We start from the raw sequence: 22,370 nt of genomic DNA, 5'->3' as shown, positions 1-22,370 counted from the left end.
AGTCTGATTTATCCAAGGTTTAACTCATAAAACCGAGTTACTTAATCGAGCATAAATAATGGCCCCATAGGCGGCTTAGGTAATTGATATTGCTCCGGGTAAGTCACATCCACTAGATATAGGCCATTTGGCTTTGATGTTGGCGCAGCATACTTTCTATCTTTTAAGGCAAGTAGCTCATTGACCCATTCTACTTTTTGATTTGACTGACCAATTTCAATTAGGGTGCCGACAATATTTCGCACCATATGGTGTAAAAAAGCATTGGCTTTAATATCAATCATAATGAATCGCCCTTGGCGAGTAACATTAACAAATTCGATGGTTCTCACAGGGCTGTGAGCCTGACATTGCAGGGCACGGAAACTGGTAAAGTCGTGTTCGCCGACAAACAGCTGCGCACCTTGATGCATCAATTCATGATCAAGTTCGTAGTGATAATGACTTAAGCCATTGCGCAAAATGCCCGGTCTAAATTCACTATTATCAATAATATAACGATATCTACGGGCAGTAGCTGAAAAGCGAGCGTGGAACGTATCGTCCACTTCCTTTGCCCATCGAATCGCAATATCATCAGGTAGTTTGGCATTTACACCTAAGGTCCAAGCGGACATTTGGCGAGTAGACTGAGTGTCAAAATGCACCACTTGGCCTGTACCGTGAACCCCTGAGTCGGTTCTGCCAGCGCAAATTATCTCAATGGGTTCATTGGCTATTGATGATAAAGCGGCCTCGATTCTTGCCTGTACAGAAACAACTTCTTTCTGTCGCTGCCAACCGAAGTATTGACTACCATCATATTCGACACCTAACGCCACACGCATTGAAATAACCCTCAAATTTTAAGAGCGCGCATTTTAGCACAAAAAAAACGGCGCATGCATGCTGCGCCGTTTGATCATTTTTATTGCTTAGTTAACACACTATATTCGTTGTTTATTAGCTCATATTATCAAGCAGTTTACCCGCTTCTGTTTGTTGACGTTCGTTGCCGTCAATTTGAACTTCTTTCAAAATCGCTTTGGCGGCATCTTCATCTTCGATTTCGATGTAAGCGCGAGCTAAATCTAACTTGGCATTGACAGAGTTCTCTTCATCATCAACATCAATCATTTCAGCATTGCCGATTAGGGAGTTAACCTCTCCCATATCCACATCGACATCTTTATATTGATCACTTAAGTCGATGTCCTCATCGGCATCGTTAAGTAATTTATCAATATCAATAAAGCCATTCTCTTGCTCAAACGTATCAAGTATTGCCTCAGAAGGCGCTGCTGAACTATCGGACTGTTCTGATTCAGTTTTAGTTGATTCACTTACTGTGAGGCCTTCTTGGGCATCTAATGCCGCTAAAGCTTCATCTACGGTTAAATTATCATCAACTAATTGATAACTATCATCATCGTTACTGATACTGTCAGTTTGCTCTGCAGCAGGATGGTTAGAAGCTTGCTGGAATAAATCCGCTTCCCAGTCCAAAGCTGGCGATTCGGATTTCTTAGACTTTAAATCATCGAAGAAGCCTGAGTCTTTAGCAGCAATTTCGGTGTCAGGCTGTTCTTCAACATTCAATTCGACATTTAATTCGCTGTCTTCAGAATCTGCTACTGAAAGCTCAGATAACATAGCGTCAAACTCCTGCTCTGAAACAGTAGTTTGTTCTTGATCTTCTTGTGTTGAGTCTAATTCTGTTGCAAAGCTCTGCTCTGGCACCAGAGTTTCATCATTTGAAAATAGTGGCACTTCTTCGTCAGCGATTTTATCGACATCAAAATCTGCTAACAGGGCATCAAGCTCATCAATATCTGAATCTTGTTCTTCATTACTTTGTTGCGAAACTTTATCTTGCTGCTCTGCTGCAAGCAATTCAGTGACCAGCAGATCTTCTTGAGGCTCAGTTTCTTTTTCTGATTGCAATTCAGAAGGCGAATCATCTTGCATATCCAATAAAGACTCATCACCTGGCGCAAACTTAAGATCTGTCTCATTTGAGTCTGTAACATCTAGGTCTGTAACATCTAAGTCAGCTAACAATTCATCTAAATCGGCAGCTTCGTTATCAGTATTTTCTAATTTTGATGAGAATTGCTCTGGTTGCTCTTGTTCAATGTCTGCAATGATGTTGTCGATTTCGAAATCAGTATTGGTATCAAAATTGGCTTCATCTTTTTCGGTTTCTGAACCATTCGATTCTAACTCTGAAAGTAGCGAGTCGATGTCGCCATTATCTGATTCAATTTCAAGTTCAGACTCTATTTCTTCAAGTTCTGCACTCAATACCTGCTCAACATCAAGACCTTCATTGCTTAATGGAGCGAACTCTTTCTCTGGATCAACTTCAGCGATAAGCTCATCAATATTCGCCGTTTCATCTAGGCTGACTGAAACATCATTTTCTAATTCGGCGGCAATTTCTGCGGTAAAATCATGTTCATCTTCCGTAGGTGCGTCAATGGAGGCTAAAAGCGCATCCAAGTCATCTTCATCCGAAGTCGTTTCTGCTTGTTCAGATGCTGACTCTGTCTCAATTTCAGCCTCTAAAGCTAAATCAGCATCAGTTGAAATCTCATCTGGTAAATCAAAGTCGGCTAATAAGTTATCGATATCATCTTGGGTATCTGTCGCTTGAGCTTCTGTGACTTTAGCTTCTGTGGCTTGAGCCGCTAGTTCTGGCGCTGCAGGCTCATCTTCTGTTGTTAAGACTTCTGAATCTGTCTCTGCTGGTATATCAAATCCAGCTAACAGGCTATCAATATCATCTTGTGGGTCGGCAGCAGGAGTGTCACTTTCCAGCGATTGAGTATCACTAGAGTCAGTTTCTTCAGGTAAATCAAAGTCAGCCAATAGACTGTCGATATCATTTTGTGGATTGCTATCTTCTGTTGCATCAATGTTTGACTCCGAACTTGAATCTAAACTTGCTGCAGAGTCAGGCTCTGGTTCGTCAAAGCCAGCTAATAAGCTGTCTAAATCATCGGTGTCTGATGCTGTTTCTTGTTCTGCAGCGGTATCTTCAGATTCAACTGGCGAATCTAAACCTTCAAGTAAACTATCAAGGTCATCTTCATCAGCTTCAAGAGGTTGTAAATCTTCCTCTTGCTCTTCCATAGCTTCAGCCCATAGATCATCTAACGATGTTCCTTCAGCCTCTTCTTCAGTCGTTTCCGTATCTTCGGTGATGTACATATCAGCATCGGATGATTCGTCCAAGCTTAGTTCTTCAGTGGCTGTAGTTTCTAAATCAAGCAAATCATCGATGCTGTCGGTTGACGCTTCATCTTCATCTAAATGAATGGCTAAGTTTTCAATATCATCCACTTCTGCTTCAGGTTCAAAAGCCTCCTGTTCCATCTCTTGCTCTGCTGAAGTTTCAGCTTCATTCGATGCATTGTTCTTACGGCGCATTAGCCAAAATATCAACAAGAAAATAATGACTAAAGGTAGCGCAGCAACCAGTGCTAACAACATCATATTGTCTGAAATTGAACGCCAGAAATCAGTCGGTTCTTCTACCACCTCAGGTTTATTATTCTGCTCCACTAACTGCTGATGAGTCGTCTCTAACCCTTGGTATTTTTCAGTGAGTAACTGAAAGTCTTCTTGCATCGCTGATAGCTGCAAAGTTAACTCTTGGATCTTAGCTTTTAGTGCAGTGTTGTCTGCATCTTTCACCATTAACATATCTTCTGCACGCGCAAGCTCGTCAGTTAATGACAAGGTCTTAGTTTGTGCATCTTCTAATTTAACAGTTAACTCATCAATTTGAGGCTGGCTTTTAGCTGCGGCTTGTTTTGCTAAGTCTGTTGCCGTGGGTTGCTTTGTCTCAGCCACTATTTGTAATGGCTTTTGCGGCGATGGTTGATTAGCTACCGACGGGTTATTTGTTGAAGGAATCGCTGGAGGTGTTGTTGATGTAGCACGTTGATTCGCATTAGGAAGACGTTTATCGTTATTTTCAGCCCTTGTTTTAGCTTCTGAACGACTAACTTGTGCCATAACATCAGCAGATGGCACTAATAGTGTCATGCCGCGTTCTAATGAATTGTAATTATTACTGCTAAAAGCATGAGGGTTCGCGTCAAATAATGCCGCCATCACTTGATATACGGAGATATTTTGATTGGGTCTTACTTTTTGAGCAATGCTCCAAAAGGTATCAGCTGAGGTTGTTGGGCCATATTGACGAGCTGGCGCGGAGCTGACCTCACCATTTGGACCGGTAATTTTGAGCGTTTCTGCATGGGCAGGCTCGATAAAATGAGAAGCAGAAACAACGGCCATTGCACAGGCCATAATGCCAACAAAATAAGAGGTACGAAAAATCATCAATCTTTCCCTTTGAGCGCGATCGAGTTGTCTTCGTGACAACTGGCTTTAGGTCATTTATTTTTATTAATTAAGACTATAAACCAGATTTAGTCACCCTGCTACTGCTGACAGCGGTAAAACGAAAAAAGCCTGCAGGCTGCAGGCTTTTTAGTCTAAATAACTCTATTCATAGCAGATTAATAATAATCTCTAATGAGAACTTCAGCTATTTGAACACTGTTTAAAGCAGCACCTTTACGAATGTTATCGGCCGTTACCCATAAATTTATACCGTAATCGTGAGAAATATCTTTTCTTACACGACCGACAAACACAGGATCTGTGCCAGCAGAGTCGGTTACAACTGTTGGGTAGTCTTCATCGTTTTCAAATAACACCACTCCTTCTGCATCACGCAGAACTGCTTTTACTTCTTCAGCTTCAACAGGTTGACGAGTTTCTAAATGCACAGCTTCTGAGTGTCCGTAGAATACAGGAACACGCACAGCTGTTGGGTTAACCACAATATCGTGGTCGCCAAAAATCTTCTGTGTTTCCCACACCATTTTCATTTCTTCTTTGGTGTAGCCATTTTCCATAAACACATCAATTTGCGGTAACACGTTAAATGCAATTTGCTTTGGATAAACTTTGTTTTCAGCAGGTAAGCCTTGAAGTAACTTCGACGTTTGACCTGCAAGTTCATCAATAGCTTGTTTCCCAGAACCAGAAACTGATTGATAAGTCGCAACGTTAATACGCGAAATACCAAATGCATCATAAATCGGTTTTAAAGCCACTAACATCTGAATGGTTGAACAATTAGGGTTGGCAATAATGTTACGATTACGAAAATCAGCAATGGCTTGTGGATTAACTTCAGGTACAACAAGCGGTACGTCGATGTCGTAACGGAAATGTGAGGTGTTATCAATCACAACACAGCCATTCTCAGCAGCAATAGGTGCCCACTTAGCTGATACATCGCCACCAGCAGAGAAAAAGCCAATTTGAGCTTTACTCCAATCGAACGTGTCCACATCAAGAATTTCTACTTGTTTACCATTAAAGCTTACGGTGTCGCCTGCACTGCGGCTACTTGCTAATGGGTATAAGTTTGCGACTGGGAATTTTCGCTCTTCAAGGATCTCAATCATAGTTTGACCCACTGCGCCCGACGCACCTAAAACAACAACATTAAATTCCTGTGACATAATTAACGCTCGACTCCTGAAAAACCTAGTTTATATATCCAATTTACCTCAGATAGCCCCGTGTTGACTAGCGACAATGCACTAAATTCACGTCTATGTGTGTGATTTTTTCTCATATGGTCAAACCCATGGTTATTAAGAAAGCTATTTCTAAACAAATAGTCGTCATCACTGAGGTTGTAGACCAACCTTGAGATATTCAGTAACTGAGTTTCTGAAAGGTCACTGTTAATATTAAGCTGGCTGATATTAAAAGCGGGTAACAAATTGCTGACGCTCTTATCGACCTCAAGATTAAGAATAGCGCACAGTTTTTGGAACAACATGTGCGTTCCTCGTGCTTTACCTTCAAGGCTGTAACCCGCAATATGAGGAGTCGCAAATTCAACTAATGGAACTAGCTCAGGCATTGGGTTAGGCTCACCTTCCCATACATCCAAAACCAGTTTTAAATCGCTTCTTTGTTGCTTTACTTTAATCAGGGCGCGATTATCAATGACTTCGCCGCGACAGCAATTTAATAACCAAGTATTGGGTTTAAGTTGGTTGAGTTTAGCTTCGTCAAACAAATACCAAGTCTTATCTTCACCTGTTCGTGTAATTGGCACATGTAAACTAATGATATCGGCTTGGTCAATAATGGTATCAAGGGGAACAAACTCGCGAGATGCATTGACTTTATCGCCTTGTTTAGCCAAAACAGGATCGCACAATAGTACTTTCATACCGTAAGCTTTTAGACAATGTTCGAGTGCTGAACCTGTATTCCCTGCCCCAACAATGCCTACAACCTTACCTTTAAGCGGTTGCTTGAATCGTTTAGCAAGCTCTAACATGGCAATAAACGCGAACTCACCGACAGCTGTAGCATTACAACCTGGAGCATTACTAAAGGGAATATTGCTTACTTGAAGGTAATCAAGATCAATATGGTCAGTGCCAATTGTCGCGCTGCCGACAAACTTAAGCTTATTAGCTTTTGCAAGTAGCTGCTTATTTACCTTAGTGACGGAACGAACCAATAAAACATCGACATCGACCAGTTGCTCTGGTCTAAGTTGACGGCCATTAACAAGAGTTATTTCACCTAGTTCGCCAAATAATGCTTCAACATAAGGCATATTCTCATCAGCAACAATCTTCATACTTGGGATTTACCATCTTAAAACGATACGATTGCCTTATTCTATCAAGTAATGAGAAACAGTCGTTACCTTCAAAAACGAAATAATGAATTCTATTTTAAATTTGGATCCTAAACAGCGGTTAATTTACTTTAAATACAAAAAAACCTTCAACGTTTCCGTTAAAGGTTTTTAAATATTCAGTCTAAATATCAGCTTTAATGAGTCATAAAATACATCATAACGACAAGCTAAATATTATTACTTAAATTTACGCATCACTAATGTTGCGTTAGTGCCACCAAAACCAAAGCTATTGCTCATAACAGTGGTTAGCTCAGCATCACGATATTCAGTGACTAATGGAATACCAGCCGCTTTTTCGTCCGGAGTATCGATGTTGATACTTGGCGCAATAAAGCTGTTTTCCATCATTATCATGCTATAAATCGCTTCATGAACACCTGCAGCACCCAAAGCATGACCTGTCATTGACTTAGTTGAAGCCACTGGCGGAATGTTGTCTTGGAAGACTTCATGGATTGCTTCAAGTTCACGCACATCACCTACTGGGGTAGATGTACCGTGAGTGTTAACATAATCAATTGGTGTATCAACATCAGCAAGTGCCATTTGCATACAACGAACAGCACCTTCACCTGACGGAGCAACCATATCGTAACCGTCTGAAGAAGCGCCATAACCGATAATCTCGGCATAGATTTTAGCGCCACGAGCTAATGCGTGCTCTAACTCTTCAACAACCACGATTCCGCCGCCGCCAGAGATAACAAAACCGTCACGGTCAGCATCGTAAGTACGTGAAGCCAATTCTGGTGTTTCGTTGTACTTAGTTGATAACGCACCCATCGCATCAAACCCCATAGTCAGGGTCCAATCTAATTCTTCAGCACCACCAGCAAATACCATATCTTGCTTACCCATTTGGATAAGTTCAGCCGCATGGCCAATACAGTGAGCAGATGTTGCACAGGCTGAACTGATTGAGTAGTTCATGCCTTTAATTTTGAATGGGGTAGCTAAACATGCACTCGCGGTACTCGCCATAATACGAGGTACGATGTAAGGACCTACACGTTTAACGCCTTTTTCACGTAGCTTATCAGCTGCTTCCACTTGGTTTTTAGAAGATGCACCGCCGGTGCCAACAACTAAACCCACACGATGGTGAGAATATTGCTCTTCAGTTAAGTTTGCATCGCTGATAGCTTCTTGCATAGCAATGTATGCATAAGCGGCAGCATCACCCATAAAACGTAGCGCTTTACGGTCAATGTGATCTGCTGGGTTTAATTTAATCTCGCCCCACACGTGGCTGCGTAATTTCATTTCTTCGAATTGGTCAGAATGGGTAATACCACTACGTCCAGCTTTAAGTGAATCAGTCACTTCTTGCTTGTTATTACCGATGCTTGAAACAACACCTAAACCTGTTATTACGACTCTTTTCATTTTTTGCTATCCATTTTGTACGTGTCAGTACCTAATTTTGCTGCCGCAATGATATCCGCTTTAGACGAATAAAGTGGTCAGCTTTCAACAAACATAGGTAAAATAATCTCAATAGAACCAAATTTGAGTATGAGCTTTGACCAATTTAACCACTGACTTCCCTATAGTTACCCGAGATTGTGCAACAATATCGACTAATTTTCCAAGTAGTTACTGTCAAAACCCTAATTATGCAGCAAGCATAAGGCATTATTATGAAACTGTCTTGTCAGATAAGCCAAACTCTCACAAAACCTTGTGTATTGGTCAGCTTGGGTTTGGAATTGGCATGGAAGTCATGCTGCTTTGGCAATTATCTGAACAATTTAGCCAATCGATCCACCTCAGTGTATTTGATGCATACAGCATTAATGCATTTGAACTAAGTCAGTTGATTCAACAAGCTCAGATTCAATTGACCCAAGATGTAACAAGTCATGAATTAACAACTCTTTCTTCCCCTTGGCATGATTATGTTGTGCAATTAACAACATCCTCTATTGCCAATATTAACGGATGCCAGCGGCTCAGTTTTAACCAAGGTCAATTTGTTGTTGATGTTTACTTTGGTAATCTACACAACAGCATTCAAACTCTTCCTTTTAGCCAACAAGGCCAGCTAGAGCACTGGCATTGCTTACCTCATACGACGCAAGAAGAGTATTTAGATCAACACTTCACTCAAAAGCTATTCTGGCAAATGGGTAGGATCAGCCTCGACAGTGCTAGCTTTTACACTTTTGATGAAAGAAATGCTCCATCAAAGCTAGTCCATTACGCTGAGAGTGCTGGATTTACCTTAGTTTCAAATCCGCAGAAACGTGAAAATGGCGTTTTAAAACTGCTTAATAATGAAATTCCCCTATGTGAGCGAAAAGCACTTCGCCAATTATTATTAAGCGAGTATGCCTATTGTTTACCTCACGCAAATTTGCCCCCTGAAGATGATAATGAGTCCATTGCGATTATAGGCGGTGGCATTGCAGCCGCTCACCTTGCTTTGTCACTGGCTGAAAAAGGTAAAAATGTCACAATTTATTGTAAGGACCAAATGCTGGCTGATGGCGCATCAGGTAACAAACAAGGGGCTATTTACCCACTTCTAACTCCCGATAACGGTTTAATGAGCCAATACTTTCAACAAGCCTTTTTGTACAGTCGTCGCCGTTTAGAGGAGTTAACTGCTGCGGGCCATCAAATAGATCATCAGTTATGCGGCGTGTTGCAAACGGGCTTTGATGAACGTAGTGATGCAAGGTTAAATAAGATTATTGATGGTCAGCCTTGGCCAAACGAAATAGCATTTTCCGTAAGTTCCGCCAAAGCGAATGAGCTTGCCAATATTCAAATAGATAAGCCCGCATTTTATTACCCGTTAGCAGGCTGGATTTGCCCCCAAGAGTTTGCAGTGGCTGCAATAAAACAAGCACAGAAAATAGCCTCAAGTAAAGGCAATGAAGTGATTGTAAAGCTTAACTGCAAGATTTCAGCATTAACCAAAACAGATTCAGTTTGGCGACTAACCTCAACGGAGCATAATGAGTTAGGTACGCAGCATTATGAACACCCCATAGCTGTTGCAGCATCAGGCGCGCAGCTAACGGAGTTTGCACAAACTCGTTCACTGCAAGTCACAGGGTTTCGCGGCCAAGTGAGCCATATTCCCTCAAAAGGTAAACTTGCCGAATTACAAACGGTAATTTGCGCTCATGGTTACCTCACCCCTGAAAATAACCAGCATCATTGTGTGGGGGCAAGTTACGTTAAGTCACCTGACAACCTTGATTACTGTCCTGATGAACAACGAGAGAACGCTCAAAAAATGCATCATAGTTTCCCCGACAGGGATTGGGTAAATGATGTGGATGTTTCAGATGAAAAAGCTAGAGTCGGCGTACGAATGGTCACTCGAGACCATTGCCCTATGATGGGATTAGCGCCAGACATCGATAGCATATTCGCGCAATATCACACTGAGCCATTAGCAGACCATCAACTCACTGTTGCCAGTCGTAAGTTTTGGCGCCAGCACCGCGCACCTTCACATCAAGGTTTATACGTTTTAGGTGGGTTAGGATCAAGAGGGTTAAGTTCAGGGCCGCTAGCTGCTGAGGCATTAGCCTCCATTATTTGCGAGCAAACGCCGCCAATCAGTTACGACATGTTCGCAATGTTAAACCCCAATCGCATGTGGTTAAGAAAGTTACTCAAAGGCAAATCTTTGATGGTCTAATTTTCTAATTTAACTAAAGTCTTCAGTCAGCAAAATGATGAAAACTCACTTAACATCCATACCCGAAACTTGCTATAGGAAGTATTATGAACCAAAGGATCCACCAAGCTTATTTAGGCGAGTTGTACGGCATCGCCTTTTTTACTTTATTTCAGAATGTAGAACAAAACCCTCAACGTCAGCTCCTTTGGAATAAGCTTGTTGAAGTAGAAACACTAACTGCTGAGTTACTATTATCATACCTGTTAAAGCAATCTGAACGCTTTAGCTACCCAGTCGATAAAATGACACAGAAAGGCCATGAAGATGCACAGAAGTGGCTGGGGTTAGAGTGGACTGAACTACTGCAAACTCTAAAGACTTGGGTGGAACCCTTTGAGGCAGAATACCGTCAATGGGCAAAAGACTGTAAAGAAAATCAGGAGGTATTTGATTTAATCGCCGCCCATGAGACCGCCATACTGCAATGCTTTGAAGCCGAAATAATCCAAAAAAATGGCCAAGTTAAACTTGACCATTTTATTCAGCAACATAGTAAACCAGCTTAACGCTATTTGAGCCAAGTTTTGACTTTGGTGCGATTATTATTATCGCGACTCTCACGAATAAGCTCATCATCAGCCGCTACTTGGGCACTTTTTGATAAACGGTCATATAACAATACATTGACCGATGCCGCCAGATTCATACATCCCACAGTCGGTACATATACAACGTCATCTGCAGCATCAATAATTTGCTGTGGAATGGTGCCATCTTCAGGGCCAAAGATATAAAAAGCATTTTGCGGATGTTCAAATAACGGCAACGGCGTGGCACCAACCACTAAATCAACACAAATAATTTTAGCACCTTCTGGTGCTTGCTCAAGCAACGACTCCACCCGTGTTAACGGAATCGTTTTGGCTGCATTTTTAGTATCAACGTCATATTGCGCTTCGCCTGAGCGAGCAGCAAGTTCGTAACGATTACCAGTGTAAAGTACTGACTTTGCTTGATAACAACCCGCAGCGCGCATAATACCACCTACGTTAACTGGGGTTTTAGGGTTAACAAGACCAATAGCAGCCCTTGAGTGTTCGAGGGTACTATCGATAGTATTGATTTGTTCAGTCATGCAATATCACTTACTTTTACTATATATTTAATATCAGTGCTTAGTTAATAACTAATGCTTAATTAATAACTAGTGTTTAGTTGATATCGGGGCTTAATTAATTTCTGAGCTTACGTAATATCGCGTTATTTGATATCGCTGATAATTTGACGTAATTGTTGCCAAGCATTTTGCACTAATTCAAAGTCTGCTTGTTCTAATTCATCGTTAGCCAGTGCCAAACAATCAACCATTTTTTCATCTAACGCTTCAATACCGCTAAGTTGTTCTTGTTCAAGCTGAGAAAAAACCACTGCGATATGGCCTTGTAAGTAACCACTTGCAAATAGCGCGTCATCATCACCATTGGCAACTGTATGTTCAATCCAACCTTCTAATGCCGCATCGTACTTCTCTAACATGCTCTAACTCTCCGATAAATCTGGGTTGGCGACTTGGTACATCACGTAATCGTGGTATCCAGTGGTAATTTTATAATAACCAGCAAGCGCACTATCTAATTCAGGGTCGCCACTATCCACAATTAATGGCCTTCCTTCAAGTGCTTTTAACTTAGTTTTTGTTGCTAGAATAATAATATTGTCTTTTCCAATACGTTTAATCAGCTGTGGCGATAGTTGCTGATTACCTCGACCGAGAATATGCCCTTGGCCACCAATGAGGGTAATTACTAACTTGGCTGGGTTGTCTTCAGTTAATTCAAGTAACTGTTTTGCCGTTACATCTGATGCGATAAGTTGTTGATGCTGAATAACATCTACACCTAATAAGGTATTGTCGAGATGCAAGTCTTCCATCACTGCGGCAACCGTTGAGCCACTGCCAATAATATAAAGCTCATCTTCCATTTGATTAATAACATCTGCTGCAATATCTGCCAGCACTAATTCATCCACTTCTTTACCGCCCATTTTTACCGCTTGAATGTAACGCGGCTCAGCAGGTACTAGCATTTCACCAAAGCGTTTTGCTCTAACCGTGCCCTGTCGGAAAGCTTGTTCATCAATGTCCATCACATCGGCGCTCATCAAGCTAACTAACTCGCGTTTAAGCAACATACTGACGACGATACCCGCTGCATGTGGCGTGATGGCATAAACGCCAGAATGAATTTTCACGCCTGCAGGGACGCCTAAAACGGGCAATTGTGCAGGTAATGAGTCATCCATTACGGCATAAATATCACGGGCCGTGCCATCTCCGCCAGCAAACAACAATAAATCTAACGATTCATTTAAAAGAGCTTTGACAGCCTGCTGCGTATCATCAGCAGATGATTGATATACGGAGGATGATTGATTTGAGTCGGATGATTGCAGCGCAGAATCATTAGCTTGATATGAATGAATACAAGTGACTGAAAACCCCATCTCAACAGCAAGGTTTTGGCCCATATCGCCTGAAGCCGTAATTATATCAATTTGGTCTTTAAACGGCTCGATGACAGCCAAGGCTTGCTGCATTCTTAGACCTGCTTTGGGCTCAGCGCCTTTTTCAAACGCCAATTGCGCCACATTGTCAGAGCCTTTCAGACCGACACTGCCACCTAATCCTGCCAATGGGTTAATAATCAAACCTAATCTAAAACGCTTCACTGCAATGAATCCTTTATTTTTACCTTAAATCAGATGTGTAAACCTAATATCAAAACTAACAAGTGCTTTGACTATTTGGTTTTGTCTCTTTAATCGCAGCAGCTGCGATTAACGATAGTAGTGCACAAAAAGAGGCAAACAACCAGGTTTGGCCAGAGCCTGAACCGTCGCCCCATATCATTCCGCTTATCCATATCCCTATCGCGCCACCTAAGCCAAAACTTAAACTAGCATATAAGGCTTGGCCTTTACTGCGATGAGCAATATCAAAATTTCGATGAATAAACTGTATCGACGCAGCATGAGTTAAGCCGAAAGTGAATGCATGTAATGCTTGACTGATAGACAAGAGCAAAAGATTATCGACCCCGTAGGCAAGCAAAACCCATCTTAATACTGTAAAAGCAATACTGACAATCAATAATATTTTCACGCCAAATCGCCCCAGCAGTCTAGGCGCTAGCATAAACATTAAGATTTCAACGACCACGCCAAAAGCCACAAACAGCCCTGCTACGCCCTCAGAGTATCCTGCTTGTTTAAGATACAAAACGAAGAAACCGTAAAATGGCCCAACACTCATTTGTAATAAAATCGCAGAAATCAGGAACCAAATAATAGGAGAAGTTAACTTCAGAGGAGGTCTAGAGGCGGCATCGCCAAGTGAGGCTCTATTATTTGGTAAGGCTAAGGCACATAGAAACATACCCACAAATAGCACCATGCCAATTGATGGCACAATTTCAGCCCCATACTCACTAATTGCAAAGCCTGCGAAAATCACTAAACAAATATAACCTACACTTCCCCAACTTCGTATAGCACCGTAACGATGCGATTCATCCCCTAAACTTTCAAGAGTAATGACTTCAAGTTGGGCCAAAATAGCATTCCAGAAAAAGGTATAGACCATCAGGCTTAAGGCAAGATACGTTAAGCTGCCGTCAAAGAAAAAGCTGATATAGGTTATCGCAGCGGCAGCTGAACCGAATTTGACTAATTCAGAACGCATTCCCGTTCTATCAGCCACCATAGCCCATACATTAGGCGCAATAATGCGCGTCCCCATGAGTATCGCCATCAGAAATCCAATTTCTTGCGCATTAAAGCCTCGGTTATCAAAAAAGACACCAAGATAAGGAACCATTAACCCAAGAATTGAAAAAAAGAAAAAGTAACAAGCGCTGAGCCAACGGACGTTAGGCTCAGCAGATAACGCATTAGGCATTTATTTCATACCGATAACAGGGGTTTGAGAAACCACATCCTGATTTTGAGCGCGATGACGAAGCAAGTGATCCATAAGAACAATCGCTAACATCGCTTCTGCAATAGGTACTGCTCGAATACCAACACAAGGGTCATGACGACCTTTGGTAACAACATCAGCCGTTGTGCCTTGTGCTGTCATACTTTGCCCTGGCACTGAAATGCTTGATGTTGGTTTTAGCGCTATATGAGCAACGATAGGCTGACCAGAAGAGATGCCACCTAAAACGCCGCCAGCATGATTTGACTCAAACCCAGCTGGAGACATTAAGTCGCGACCTTCTGAACCTTTTTGGGTCACGACGCCAAAACCGTCACCGATTTCAACCCCTTTTACCGCGTTAATACCCATGAGTGCATGAGCTATATCAGCATCTAGTCGGTCAAATACTGGTTCACCTAATCCAACAGGAACTCCTGTTGCTGCAACAGTAATTTTAGCCCCGACAGAGTCGCCTGATTTTTTTAAATCACGCATGTACTCATCAAGTTGCTCTAATTTAGAGGCATCAGGAAAGAAGAAAGCATTTTGCTCTACTTCATTTAAGTCAACCGAATCAGCGCAGATAGGCCCAAGTTGGGACATGTAACCGTTAATTTCGATCCCATGAACTTGTTTAAGGTATTTTTTAGCAACGGCGCCGGCTGCTACACGCATCGCAGTCTCACGGGCAGATGAACGTCCACCACCACGATAATCACGTAGACCATATTTTTGCTGATAAGTGTAATCAGCATGACCTGGACGAAATAAGTCTTTGATATTTGAATAATCTTGACTGCGCTGGTCAGTGTTCTCAATTAACAAACCAATTGAAGTACCTGTTGTTTTATCTTCAAAAACACCAGATAAAATGCGTACTTCATCAGGTTCGCGGCGCGCAGTTGTATAACGTGAGGTACCCGGGCGACGGCGATCTAAATCGTGCTGCATATCTTCAACCGTCAGTTCAAGACCTGGTGGGCAGCCATCAATAATACAACCTAATGCAACACCGTGACTTTCACCGAAAGTCGTTACGACAAAATTCTGACCTATGCTATTTCCCGACATGCTATCTGATTACCTCAACGTGATATATTTTTCTAATCGTTATTATTCACTATCTTTATAGATGGCGAAAAGTGATTCATTTTCAACTAGCTGATCATAGGTAAGAACAAACACACCGTCTCCGCCATGTTCAAACTCGACCCAAGTGAATGGAACATCTGGGAATTGCTCGTTCAAATGCACCATCGAATTGCCGACTTCGACAACCAATAAACCATCAGGAGTCAGATAATCTGCTGCATTAGCAAGAATACGCTTGGTTAAATCTAACCCATCACGACCTGATGCTAAGCCTATAGCTGGCTCATGACGATATTCATCAGGCATATCGCCGATGTCTTCTTCATCTACGTATGGTGGGTTCGATACGATCAAATCGTAATGTGGACCTTTTTCAATCGATGAGAAAATATCAGATTGAATGGGGAAAACTCGGTCTAATACATTTAATGATTCAATATTAATTTGAGCAACTTCTAGCGCGTCTTCACTGATATCCAATGCATCAACCTCAGCATCTTCAAACGCATAAGCACATGCAATAGCAATACACCCACTGCCAGTACATAAGTCCATAACACGTGACACTGGCTTGTTGTACAGCCATGGGCTGAAACCGTTATTGATCATTTCAGCTATTGGAGAGCGTGGCACTAACACACGCTCATCAACATAAAACTCTAGATCAGCAAAGCGGGCTTTGTTGGTTAGGTATGGAACCGGTAAACGCTCTCGTACACGACGAATAATTAATTCAACAATCTTGTGTTTTTCACTGCTAGTCAGGTTTGAGTTAACCACCTGCTGACCAATTTCTTCAGGAAGATGTAATGCATGGAAAACCAAAGAAATAGCTTCATCCCAAGCATTATCAGTTCCGTGCCCATAATAAATGTTAGCATCATTAAAACGGCTCACAGCCCAACGCAACATATCGCCAACGGTTCTTAATTCGGTGACAGCTTCATCTACAAAGATTTTATCCAAAACATAACTCCTGAAAAATTGTTCCTGACCATTGTAACTGAAGTCTATTAAGATGACCTAGAATTCAATACAATAGCGCTATGAATAAAGAAAATAATCCTGACTTTGCGCTGTTTTCAGAGCAATTTGACGGCGTTAAACCGTTAAATCAAGATAAACACCATTTTAAGCAGTCGGTCAAATCCAAACAACAAGTCGAAATAAAAGAGCAGCAAGTATATGCTGATAGTTATTTCTCGGATAATTATCAACCTATCTTGCCTGTTGAAGGGCCAATGCGCTGGTTGAACGAAGGCGTTGAAAAAATTGAGTTGAAGCGATTACGTCGCGGAGATTATCAGCCTGATTTATTACTTGATTTACATGGTATGCGCCAAGCTGAAGCTAAACTTGAATTAGCTGCGCTACTGCAGGCATGTGTCAAACAACATATTCTTTGCTGCTGCGTGATGCATGGTTACGGTTCTGGGATCTTAAAGCAACAACTACCTATGTGGCTCGCACAGCATCCCAAAGTGAAAGCTTTTCATCAAGCACCTAAAGAATGGGGCGCTGATGCAGCTTTACTCATCTTGGTTGATATTGGCGACCATGCTCATCGAAGATAATTTTAATAACAGTTTATGAGTGCTCGGTATTTCGATAACCAAGCACTCACCAGACTTCACACTTTACAAAATGACTGAAACTAGATTTAAGCACTCATTTGCGTAGGGGTTTGCATCAATTCAAAATGACCGCCATGTTCATTTCGCTCAATTGACGCGATAGCTGAAGTGGCAAAAATAGGTGGTTCCATTCCGGCGACTAATTCACTGACCATGTAACCTAGAATGGGCATGTGAGCAATGACTAACACCTTGTTAGCATCATAATGTTCTGCATAAGCCAAAATCGCATCAACAGCAATTTGTGGGCTTCCTGAAGGCGTAATATCATCTAAAACTAACCACTTATTCGGCTCTGGTAAGTGTTTAGCGACCTCTTGCCACGTTTGCTGAGCTCTTAAGTAAGGACTCACAATCACTAAATCTACACTAGCGACTTTTTCAGTTAGCCAGTTTGCCATGGCATTAGATTGAATGCGGCCTAATTGCGACAGCATTCTTTCTCTATCAGATGGTGCATCAAAGCTTGCTTCACCATGTCGCATCAAAAATAGCTGCATACTTCTATTGCTGCTCATCGTCGCCACTCATTATTATTGTGTTTGTTTTTCAATTGTAGCCTTAAAAAGGCCATCTACAAAGTATCAATGAAGTAAAATTAATTAGTCTTTAGTCGATATTTTCATTAGATATTTGCTAAAAGTCGTCAACGAGATCAATATATAACAAGCCTTCTTATCTGGAGCATTATCTTGACCATAAAGCCAGACACAGCACTTGATGCAAAAAATAACATCGTTACTAGCCCAAATGACCATCGCCAATATCGCCATATTGAGCTCGATAACGCATTAAAGGTCTTACTCGTGGAGGATAACACTGCGACACAAGCGGCTGCTTCCATGACAGTGTCTGTAGGCCATTTTGATGACCCAATTTCTCGCCCTGGCATGGCTCATTTTCTAGAACACATGTTATTTTTAGGCACCGAAAAATTCCCTGATTCTGGCGAATATCATCAGTTTATCAACCAGCATGGTGGCTCAAATAACGCTTGGACTGGCACAGAACAAACCAATTTTTTCTATAGTATTGATTCCGAACACTTCGAAGAGTCATTAGATAGATTCAGCCAATTTTTTATTGCGCCAAAATTTGATTTAGATCTTGTTGACAGAGAAAGGCATGCCATCGACTCTGAATACAGTTTAAAACTAAAAGATGATATTAGGCGTGTTTATCAAGTTCAAAAAGAGTCGGTTAATCCCGAACACCCTTTTAGTAAATTTTCAGTGGGCAACCTTCAGACCCTTGCAGGGGATGAAGCAGAAGTCAGACAGGAACTTCTAGACTTTTATCGGTCGAAATACAGCGCAAATATTATGACGCTTTGTTTAGTTTCTCCACTTTCATTGGATGTTCAGGCTAAATTAGCACAACACTTTTTCAGCCAAATCAATAATCGAAATGTTGAGTTTAACTATCCTGATGTCCCTTATCTTCATGAAGATGCAAAGCTTAAACACATCAATATCTCACCGGTGAAAGACCAAAAAAGATTAAATATCAGTTTTGCCCTTCCTTGTATTGAGCCATTCTACCAACGTAAACCACTTACATTTATCAGCCACTTATTAGGCAATGAAAGCCCTGGTAGCTTGCTGTCTTATTTAAAAGAACAAGGCTATGCCAATAATTTATCAGCAGGTGGTGGCGTCAATGGCTACAACTTTAAAGATTACAGCATCAGTATTCAGCTCACAGAGAAAGGGCTGCAGCAAGTCGATACGATTATTGAATGTACTTTTGAATATATTGAGCTAATACGCACTTCAGGAATAGAACCTTGGCGTTATGATGAACGTTCAAGTCTGTTATCTACAGCCTTTAAATATCAAGAGCAAATAAAAATACTCGATTTAGCCAGCCATTTAAGCATCAACATGCAGCATTATAAGGTCGAAGATATTGTCTTTGGCGACTATCGTATGGATGGGTTAAATCCTGAAGAAGCATTAAGCTTATTAGAGATGTTCTCCCCATCCAATATGCGTACTCAGTTGGTTTCCAAAGAAGTCAGTACTAACCAGCAAGCTAAATGGTATTTTACCCCCTACTCAGTTGAAGATATTCCTGCTGAGAAAATAGCCCATTGGCAACAGGCAAAACCTAGAGCAGAATTGTCACTACCAACAAAAAACCCGTTTATTGTGAATAATCCACAATCTCGTGACGAAGCCAGTAACAGTGATGTACCTGTTGTGGTTGCTGAAGATGAAGGTTATCGAATTTGGCATCGTAAAGATGATGAATTTAACGTACCTAAAGGCCATTTGTACCTTTCTTTGGATTCAGAAAATGCGAGCCCAACACCTAAACATGCGGCATTAACGCGGTTATACGTTGAGATGGTTTTAGATTACTTAACAGAATCAACTTATCAAGCTGAAGTTGCTGGGCTTAATTACAACATATACCCTCATCAAGGCGGTATAACTCTACATCTAACCGGCTTTACAGGTAATCAAGAAACCTTATTGGCTTTAGTGATTGAAAAAGCAAGAGAGCGTAATTTTACTCAAGAGCGCTTTAAACTCATTAAAAAGCAGCTACTAAGAAGTTGGACTAACGTGGCTCAAGCTAAGCCTATTGCTCAACTATTTACTAGCCTTACAGTCACACTACAAAAACGCTCTTATGAGCCCGCGAAAATGGCAGAGATGCTCGAAGATGTCACCTTAGATGAGCTTCACGATCATGTGAGTGCATTTTACGAGAAAATTTATGTAGAAGGTTTAGTTTATGGCGACTGGCTTGTTAGCGAGACTCAGCAACTCGCAAAACGATTAAAGCAGGTTCTATCTTTAGTCACAAAGCCAAGCTCTGAGTCCAGTCGCGAACTGATAAACCTTAGTGACAGAGGCACGTTAATGCGTGAACTTTCTGTTGAACATCAAGACAGTGCAATCATCGTTTACTATCAGTCAAATGAAACCACAGCTAATACTGTTGGTTTATTTAGTTTGCTAAACCACACAATGTCGTCTACTTTTTTTCATGAACTAAGAACAGAAAAACAGCTTGGTTACATGGTCGGAACAGGATATCTACCACTTAATCGCCACCCAGGGATGATATTCTACATACAATCACCAACTACCGGACCTCGCGAATTACTCGAAGCCATTGATGAATTTATCGCTGACTTTAACTATGCAGTAATGCAAATTACAAAAGAGCAATGGGAAACGACTAAGCTAGGCTTAATTAATCAAATATTGGAAAAAGATGCCAACCTTAAAAGTAGAAGTCAGCGTTACTGGGTTTGCCTTGGTAATAGAGATTATGACTTTAAACAGCGAGAAAGAGTAGTTGAAGAAATCAAGAAATTTACTCGTGCAGACCTTATTAAGTTTATCGTGAGCAATATGCGCAGTAAACACAGTGACAGATTAGTGATGTTTAGTGCTGGTGAGCAACACACTCAATTAGAGCCAATGCCTACAGCGCAAGTGATTACGGACTTAAGAGGATTTAAACAAGATGCCAATAAGTTTGAATTCTAGTGATTTACAAGACGTTTAAAAATTTTTACAGAATTTATAAAATTATCATCATCGGTGCTTTTTACAGTGTAAAAAACTGCCTTATGAAGTAAATGGAGTCTATTTAGGATGATTTTTAATCATTGCAAGCCATTGTTTGTATAAATTTAATACAGAGTGTTGAAATATATTTTTTTTATTCTTACCAATTTTTGACAAAGTATTAACTTTCTGAAAAAGTGGAGTATTACGTTGAATAATTCTAAATCACAGAAGATAAAAGTATCCTGTTTATGCAAATGATAAGTCGGTTGTTAATTTGTACATTTCTCCTTGCTCATGCATTGACGAGCCTTGCTTTTGCTGATTCTGGTTCAAATTATGATCTGACACTTAATACAGAGATTTATAATACTGAAGATGGTTTATCTCAAGTAACTGTAACTAGTATTGTTGAGGATAAAGATGGGTTTGTATGGTTAGGTACCGTTAATGGACTCAACCGTTTTGACGGTACAAATTTCAAACACTTTTTTGCCGAAGATAATAATTCAAATTTACCCAGCTCTTTCATTAAAAGTTTACTCGTAGATAGTCAAAATAGGCTTATTGTTGGTACGGATTTAGGGTTAGCTTTATACAATGATACCTCAGAAACTTTCTCTTCAATAGAAGTCGATAACAAGCCATTAACAGAAGCGATATGGTCTATATCTGCACTTTCTAAAGGTGTGGTCATTGGTCTAGACAACAAAATTTTAATTCTTAATGAAAGTTTAACAAGAGTTTTATGGGACTTTAATAGCGAAGTATTACAAGAAGTTAAAAAGGTTGTTGAGATTGAAGAAAGCTTATATATAAGAAATTATAATGGAATAGTCTTTAAATTAGAAGATAATAAACTATCAACCATAGCCTATAAGTCAAATGACATAGGTCTAATATCTAATAGGCTAATTATATCTACAAACGATGGTTTATTTAGCATTAAAAATAACAATAAAGAAAAAATTTCCGATGTTGTTATGACGTACTTAGAGCCTTCTAGAGGAGGTAATGAATTAACTTCTATTATTGATTCAGATATTGTTAGAATTGACGAAAATAACACTATTAAAAAAATTGGTTTCATTGATCAAGATGCATCTAGAAAACGTCCATATATAAAAGAAACCAAATCAGCGATATTTATAACTGATGTAAACTTGGGCGTAATAAAAATTGATAGAAACAGAAATTTAATTAAAAGTTCAAAGTTTATAAAAGATAATATTTGGGCTGCGACACAAACTGAAACCAATATATTCCTTGCTACTGACTCTCTTGACGTTAGAGTGTTAGACAAATCTTTAAAGTACCTTTACTCAATTGAAATTGAGAATGCTTCAGGCCCAAAATCAATAAGAGTATTAAATAATAATCTATACACAGGCAATATTACAGGTTTAACTAAAACTGATTTATCCACCTTAAATACCGTTCAAATACTTGACAAACATATAAGTAATGTAAAGTTGAGTGAAAATAAAGATTATATCTTCGCTTCAACAATTAACGGTAAAATTTTTGTAGTAAAAAATTCCACAGTGGTTGAAACACTAACTACTGGAGAACGTTACCCTATATTTGATTTAATTGAGAGAAATAATGAGTTATGGGTAGCCTCTCAGGGAGGATTATTTAGAATTAAAAATGGTAAACCAGATAAAATCTTCTCGGAGAGTATGGTTACCACCTTAAAATTCGACGGAAATGAACTCTATTTTGGTACCAGAAATTCATTACTAAGATTGAATAT

17 protein-coding genes are annotated in these 22,370 nt (G+C 40.4%); 5 read left to right on the top strand and 12 right to left on the bottom strand.

All coding sequences use genetic code 11. The features are described from left to right. Positions 1–41: 41 nt before the first annotated feature. From truA to fabB, 5 genes are all read right to left on the bottom strand, one after another. Entirely contained in the window at positions 42–827 is a 786-nt protein-coding gene (truA, locus tag K5Q58_RS16200) for a tRNA pseudouridine(38-40) synthase TruA (RefSeq protein WP_220754941.1), read from the bottom strand. 115 nt (positions 828–942) lie between these two features. Beyond that, entirely contained in the window at positions 943–4,332 is a 3,390-nt protein-coding gene (locus K5Q58_RS16195) for a FimV/HubP family polar landmark protein (protein WP_220754940.1), read from the bottom strand. Positions 4,333–4,511: 179 nt separating this feature from the next. Next, positions 4,512–5,528 (bottom strand): aspartate-semialdehyde dehydrogenase, encoded by a 1,017-nt coding sequence (locus K5Q58_RS16190; protein ID WP_220754939.1) that lies wholly within the window; start codon positions 5,526–5,528, stop codon positions 4,512–4,514. Positions 5,529–5,530: 2 nt separating this feature from the next. Next, a complete protein-coding gene (locus K5Q58_RS16185) occupies positions 5,531–6,673 on the bottom strand; it encodes a 4-phosphoerythronate dehydrogenase (protein ID WP_220754938.1) in 1,143 nt (380 codons plus the stop codon). A gap of 240 nt (positions 6,674–6,913) precedes the next feature. Beyond that, positions 6,914–8,125 carry a beta-ketoacyl-ACP synthase I gene (gene fabB / locus K5Q58_RS16180; protein ID WP_220754937.1) on the bottom strand — a complete coding sequence of 404 codons (1,212 nt, stop codon included), beginning with the start codon at positions 8,123–8,125 and terminating at the stop codon, positions 6,914–6,916. Positions 8,126–8,390: 265 nt separating this feature from the next. Here fabB and mnmC point away from each other — a divergent pair, with 265 nt between their 5' ends. Beyond that, on the top strand, positions 8,391–10,397 hold the full coding sequence (gene mnmC, locus K5Q58_RS16175) for an FAD-dependent 5-carboxymethylaminomethyl-2-thiouridine(34) oxidoreductase MnmC (RefSeq protein ID WP_220754936.1): 2,007 nt from the start codon (positions 8,391–8,393) through the stop codon (positions 10,395–10,397). Positions 10,398–10,483: 86 nt separating this feature from the next. Beyond that, positions 10,484–10,945: a hypothetical protein gene (locus K5Q58_RS16170; protein ID WP_220754935.1), complete on the top strand. Its 462-nt coding sequence runs from the start codon at positions 10,484–10,486 to the stop codon at positions 10,943–10,945. Between the two features lie 2 nt (positions 10,946–10,947). Here K5Q58_RS16170 and K5Q58_RS16165 read toward each other — a convergent pair whose 3' ends face one another. The 6 genes from K5Q58_RS16165 to prmB form a co-directional block, all read right to left on the bottom strand. Then, positions 10,948–11,514 carry an RNA methyltransferase gene (locus K5Q58_RS16165; RefSeq protein ID WP_220754934.1) on the bottom strand — a complete coding sequence of 189 codons (567 nt, stop codon included), beginning with the start codon at positions 11,512–11,514 and terminating at the stop codon, positions 10,948–10,950. A gap of 125 nt (positions 11,515–11,639) precedes the next feature. After that, positions 11,640–11,915 (bottom strand): YfcL family protein, encoded by a 276-nt coding sequence (locus K5Q58_RS16160; protein ID WP_220754933.1) that lies wholly within the window; start codon positions 11,913–11,915, stop codon positions 11,640–11,642. 3 nt (positions 11,916–11,918) lie between these two features. Then, a complete protein-coding gene (locus K5Q58_RS16155) occupies positions 11,919–13,109 on the bottom strand; it encodes an ATP-NAD kinase family protein (protein WP_220754932.1) in 1,191 nt (396 codons plus the stop codon). Between the two features lie 55 nt (positions 13,110–13,164). Next, positions 13,165–14,337 (bottom strand): MFS transporter, encoded by a 1,173-nt coding sequence (locus tag K5Q58_RS16150; protein ID WP_220754931.1) that lies wholly within the window; start codon positions 14,335–14,337, stop codon positions 13,165–13,167. Continuing rightward, a complete protein-coding gene (gene aroC, locus K5Q58_RS16145; protein WP_220754930.1) occupies positions 14,338–15,432 on the bottom strand; it encodes a chorismate synthase in 1,095 nt (364 codons plus the stop codon). It lies immediately after the preceding gene. Between the two features lie 42 nt (positions 15,433–15,474). Beyond that, positions 15,475–16,419: a 50S ribosomal protein L3 N(5)-glutamine methyltransferase gene (prmB, locus tag K5Q58_RS16140; protein ID WP_220754929.1), complete on the bottom strand. Its 945-nt coding sequence runs from the start codon at positions 16,417–16,419 to the stop codon at positions 15,475–15,477. Between the two features lie 80 nt (positions 16,420–16,499). Between prmB and smrB the strand changes: the two genes are divergently transcribed. Continuing rightward, on the top strand, positions 16,500–17,027 hold the full coding sequence (gene smrB, locus K5Q58_RS16135; protein WP_220754928.1) for an endonuclease SmrB: 528 nt from the start codon (positions 16,500–16,502) through the stop codon (positions 17,025–17,027). Between the two features lie 86 nt (positions 17,028–17,113). Here the strand turns inward: smrB and sixA are convergent, their stop codons facing one another. Next, the gene (gene sixA, locus K5Q58_RS16130; RefSeq protein WP_220754966.1) at positions 17,114–17,587 is read right to left on the bottom strand and encodes a phosphohistidine phosphatase SixA; all 474 of its coding nucleotides are present in this window, start codon (positions 17,585–17,587) and stop codon (positions 17,114–17,116) included. 192 nt (positions 17,588–17,779) lie between these two features. On the opposite strand from sixA, the gene K5Q58_RS16125 reads away from it, so the two are divergent. Beyond that, entirely contained in the window at positions 17,780–20,593 is a 2,814-nt protein-coding gene (locus K5Q58_RS16125; protein ID WP_259651371.1) for an insulinase family protein, read from the top strand. Positions 20,594–20,865: 272 nt separating this feature from the next. After that, positions 20,866–22,370, top strand: a 1,505-nt coding sequence (locus K5Q58_RS16120) for a two-component regulator propeller domain-containing protein (protein WP_308443250.1), incomplete at its 3' end; no start/stop codon positions are given.

This window comes from Shewanella sp. KT0246 (assembly GCF_019654955.1).
Lineage (GTDB): Bacteria > Pseudomonadota > Gammaproteobacteria > Enterobacterales > Shewanellaceae > Shewanella > Shewanella goraebulensis.
This window is presented reverse-complemented; position numbering and strand designations above follow the sequence as displayed.

Excerpts from the sequence above, each read along its gene's own strand:
- K5Q58_RS16190 (WP_220754939.1), bottom strand. The coding sequence starts at position 5,528 with ATGTCACAGGAATTTAATGTTGTTGTTTTAGGTGCGTCGGGCGCAGTG.
- K5Q58_RS16165 (WP_220754934.1), bottom strand. The coding sequence starts at position 11,514 with ATGACTGAACAAATCAATACTATCGATAGTACCCTCGAACACTCAAGG.
- truA (WP_220754941.1), bottom strand. The coding sequence starts at position 827 with ATGCGTGTGGCGTTAGGTGTCGAATATGATGGTAGTCAATACTTCGGT.
- smrB (WP_220754928.1), top strand. The coding sequence starts at position 16,500 with ATGAATAAAGAAAATAATCCTGACTTTGCGCTGTTTTCAGAGCAATTT.
- K5Q58_RS16195 (WP_220754940.1), bottom strand. The coding sequence starts at position 4,332 with ATGATTTTTCGTACCTCTTATTTTGTTGGCATTATGGCCTGTGCAATG.
- K5Q58_RS16185 (WP_220754938.1), bottom strand. The coding sequence starts at position 6,673 with ATGAAGATTGTTGCTGATGAGAATATGCCTTATGTTGAAGCATTATTT.
- K5Q58_RS16160 (WP_220754933.1), bottom strand. The coding sequence starts at position 11,915 with ATGTTAGAGAAGTACGATGCGGCATTAGAAGGTTGGATTGAACATACA.
- K5Q58_RS16170 (WP_220754935.1), top strand. The coding sequence starts at position 10,484 with ATGAACCAAAGGATCCACCAAGCTTATTTAGGCGAGTTGTACGGCATC.
- sixA (WP_220754966.1), bottom strand. The coding sequence starts at position 17,587 with ATGCAGCTATTTTTGATGCGACATGGTGAAGCAAGCTTTGATGCACCA.
- aroC (WP_220754930.1), bottom strand. The coding sequence starts at position 15,432 with ATGTCGGGAAATAGCATAGGTCAGAATTTTGTCGTAACGACTTTCGGT.
- K5Q58_RS16150 (WP_220754931.1), bottom strand. The coding sequence starts at position 14,337 with ATGCCTAATGCGTTATCTGCTGAGCCTAACGTCCGTTGGCTCAGCGCT.
- fabB (WP_220754937.1), bottom strand. The coding sequence starts at position 8,125 with ATGAAAAGAGTCGTAATAACAGGTTTAGGTGTTGTTTCAAGCATCGGT.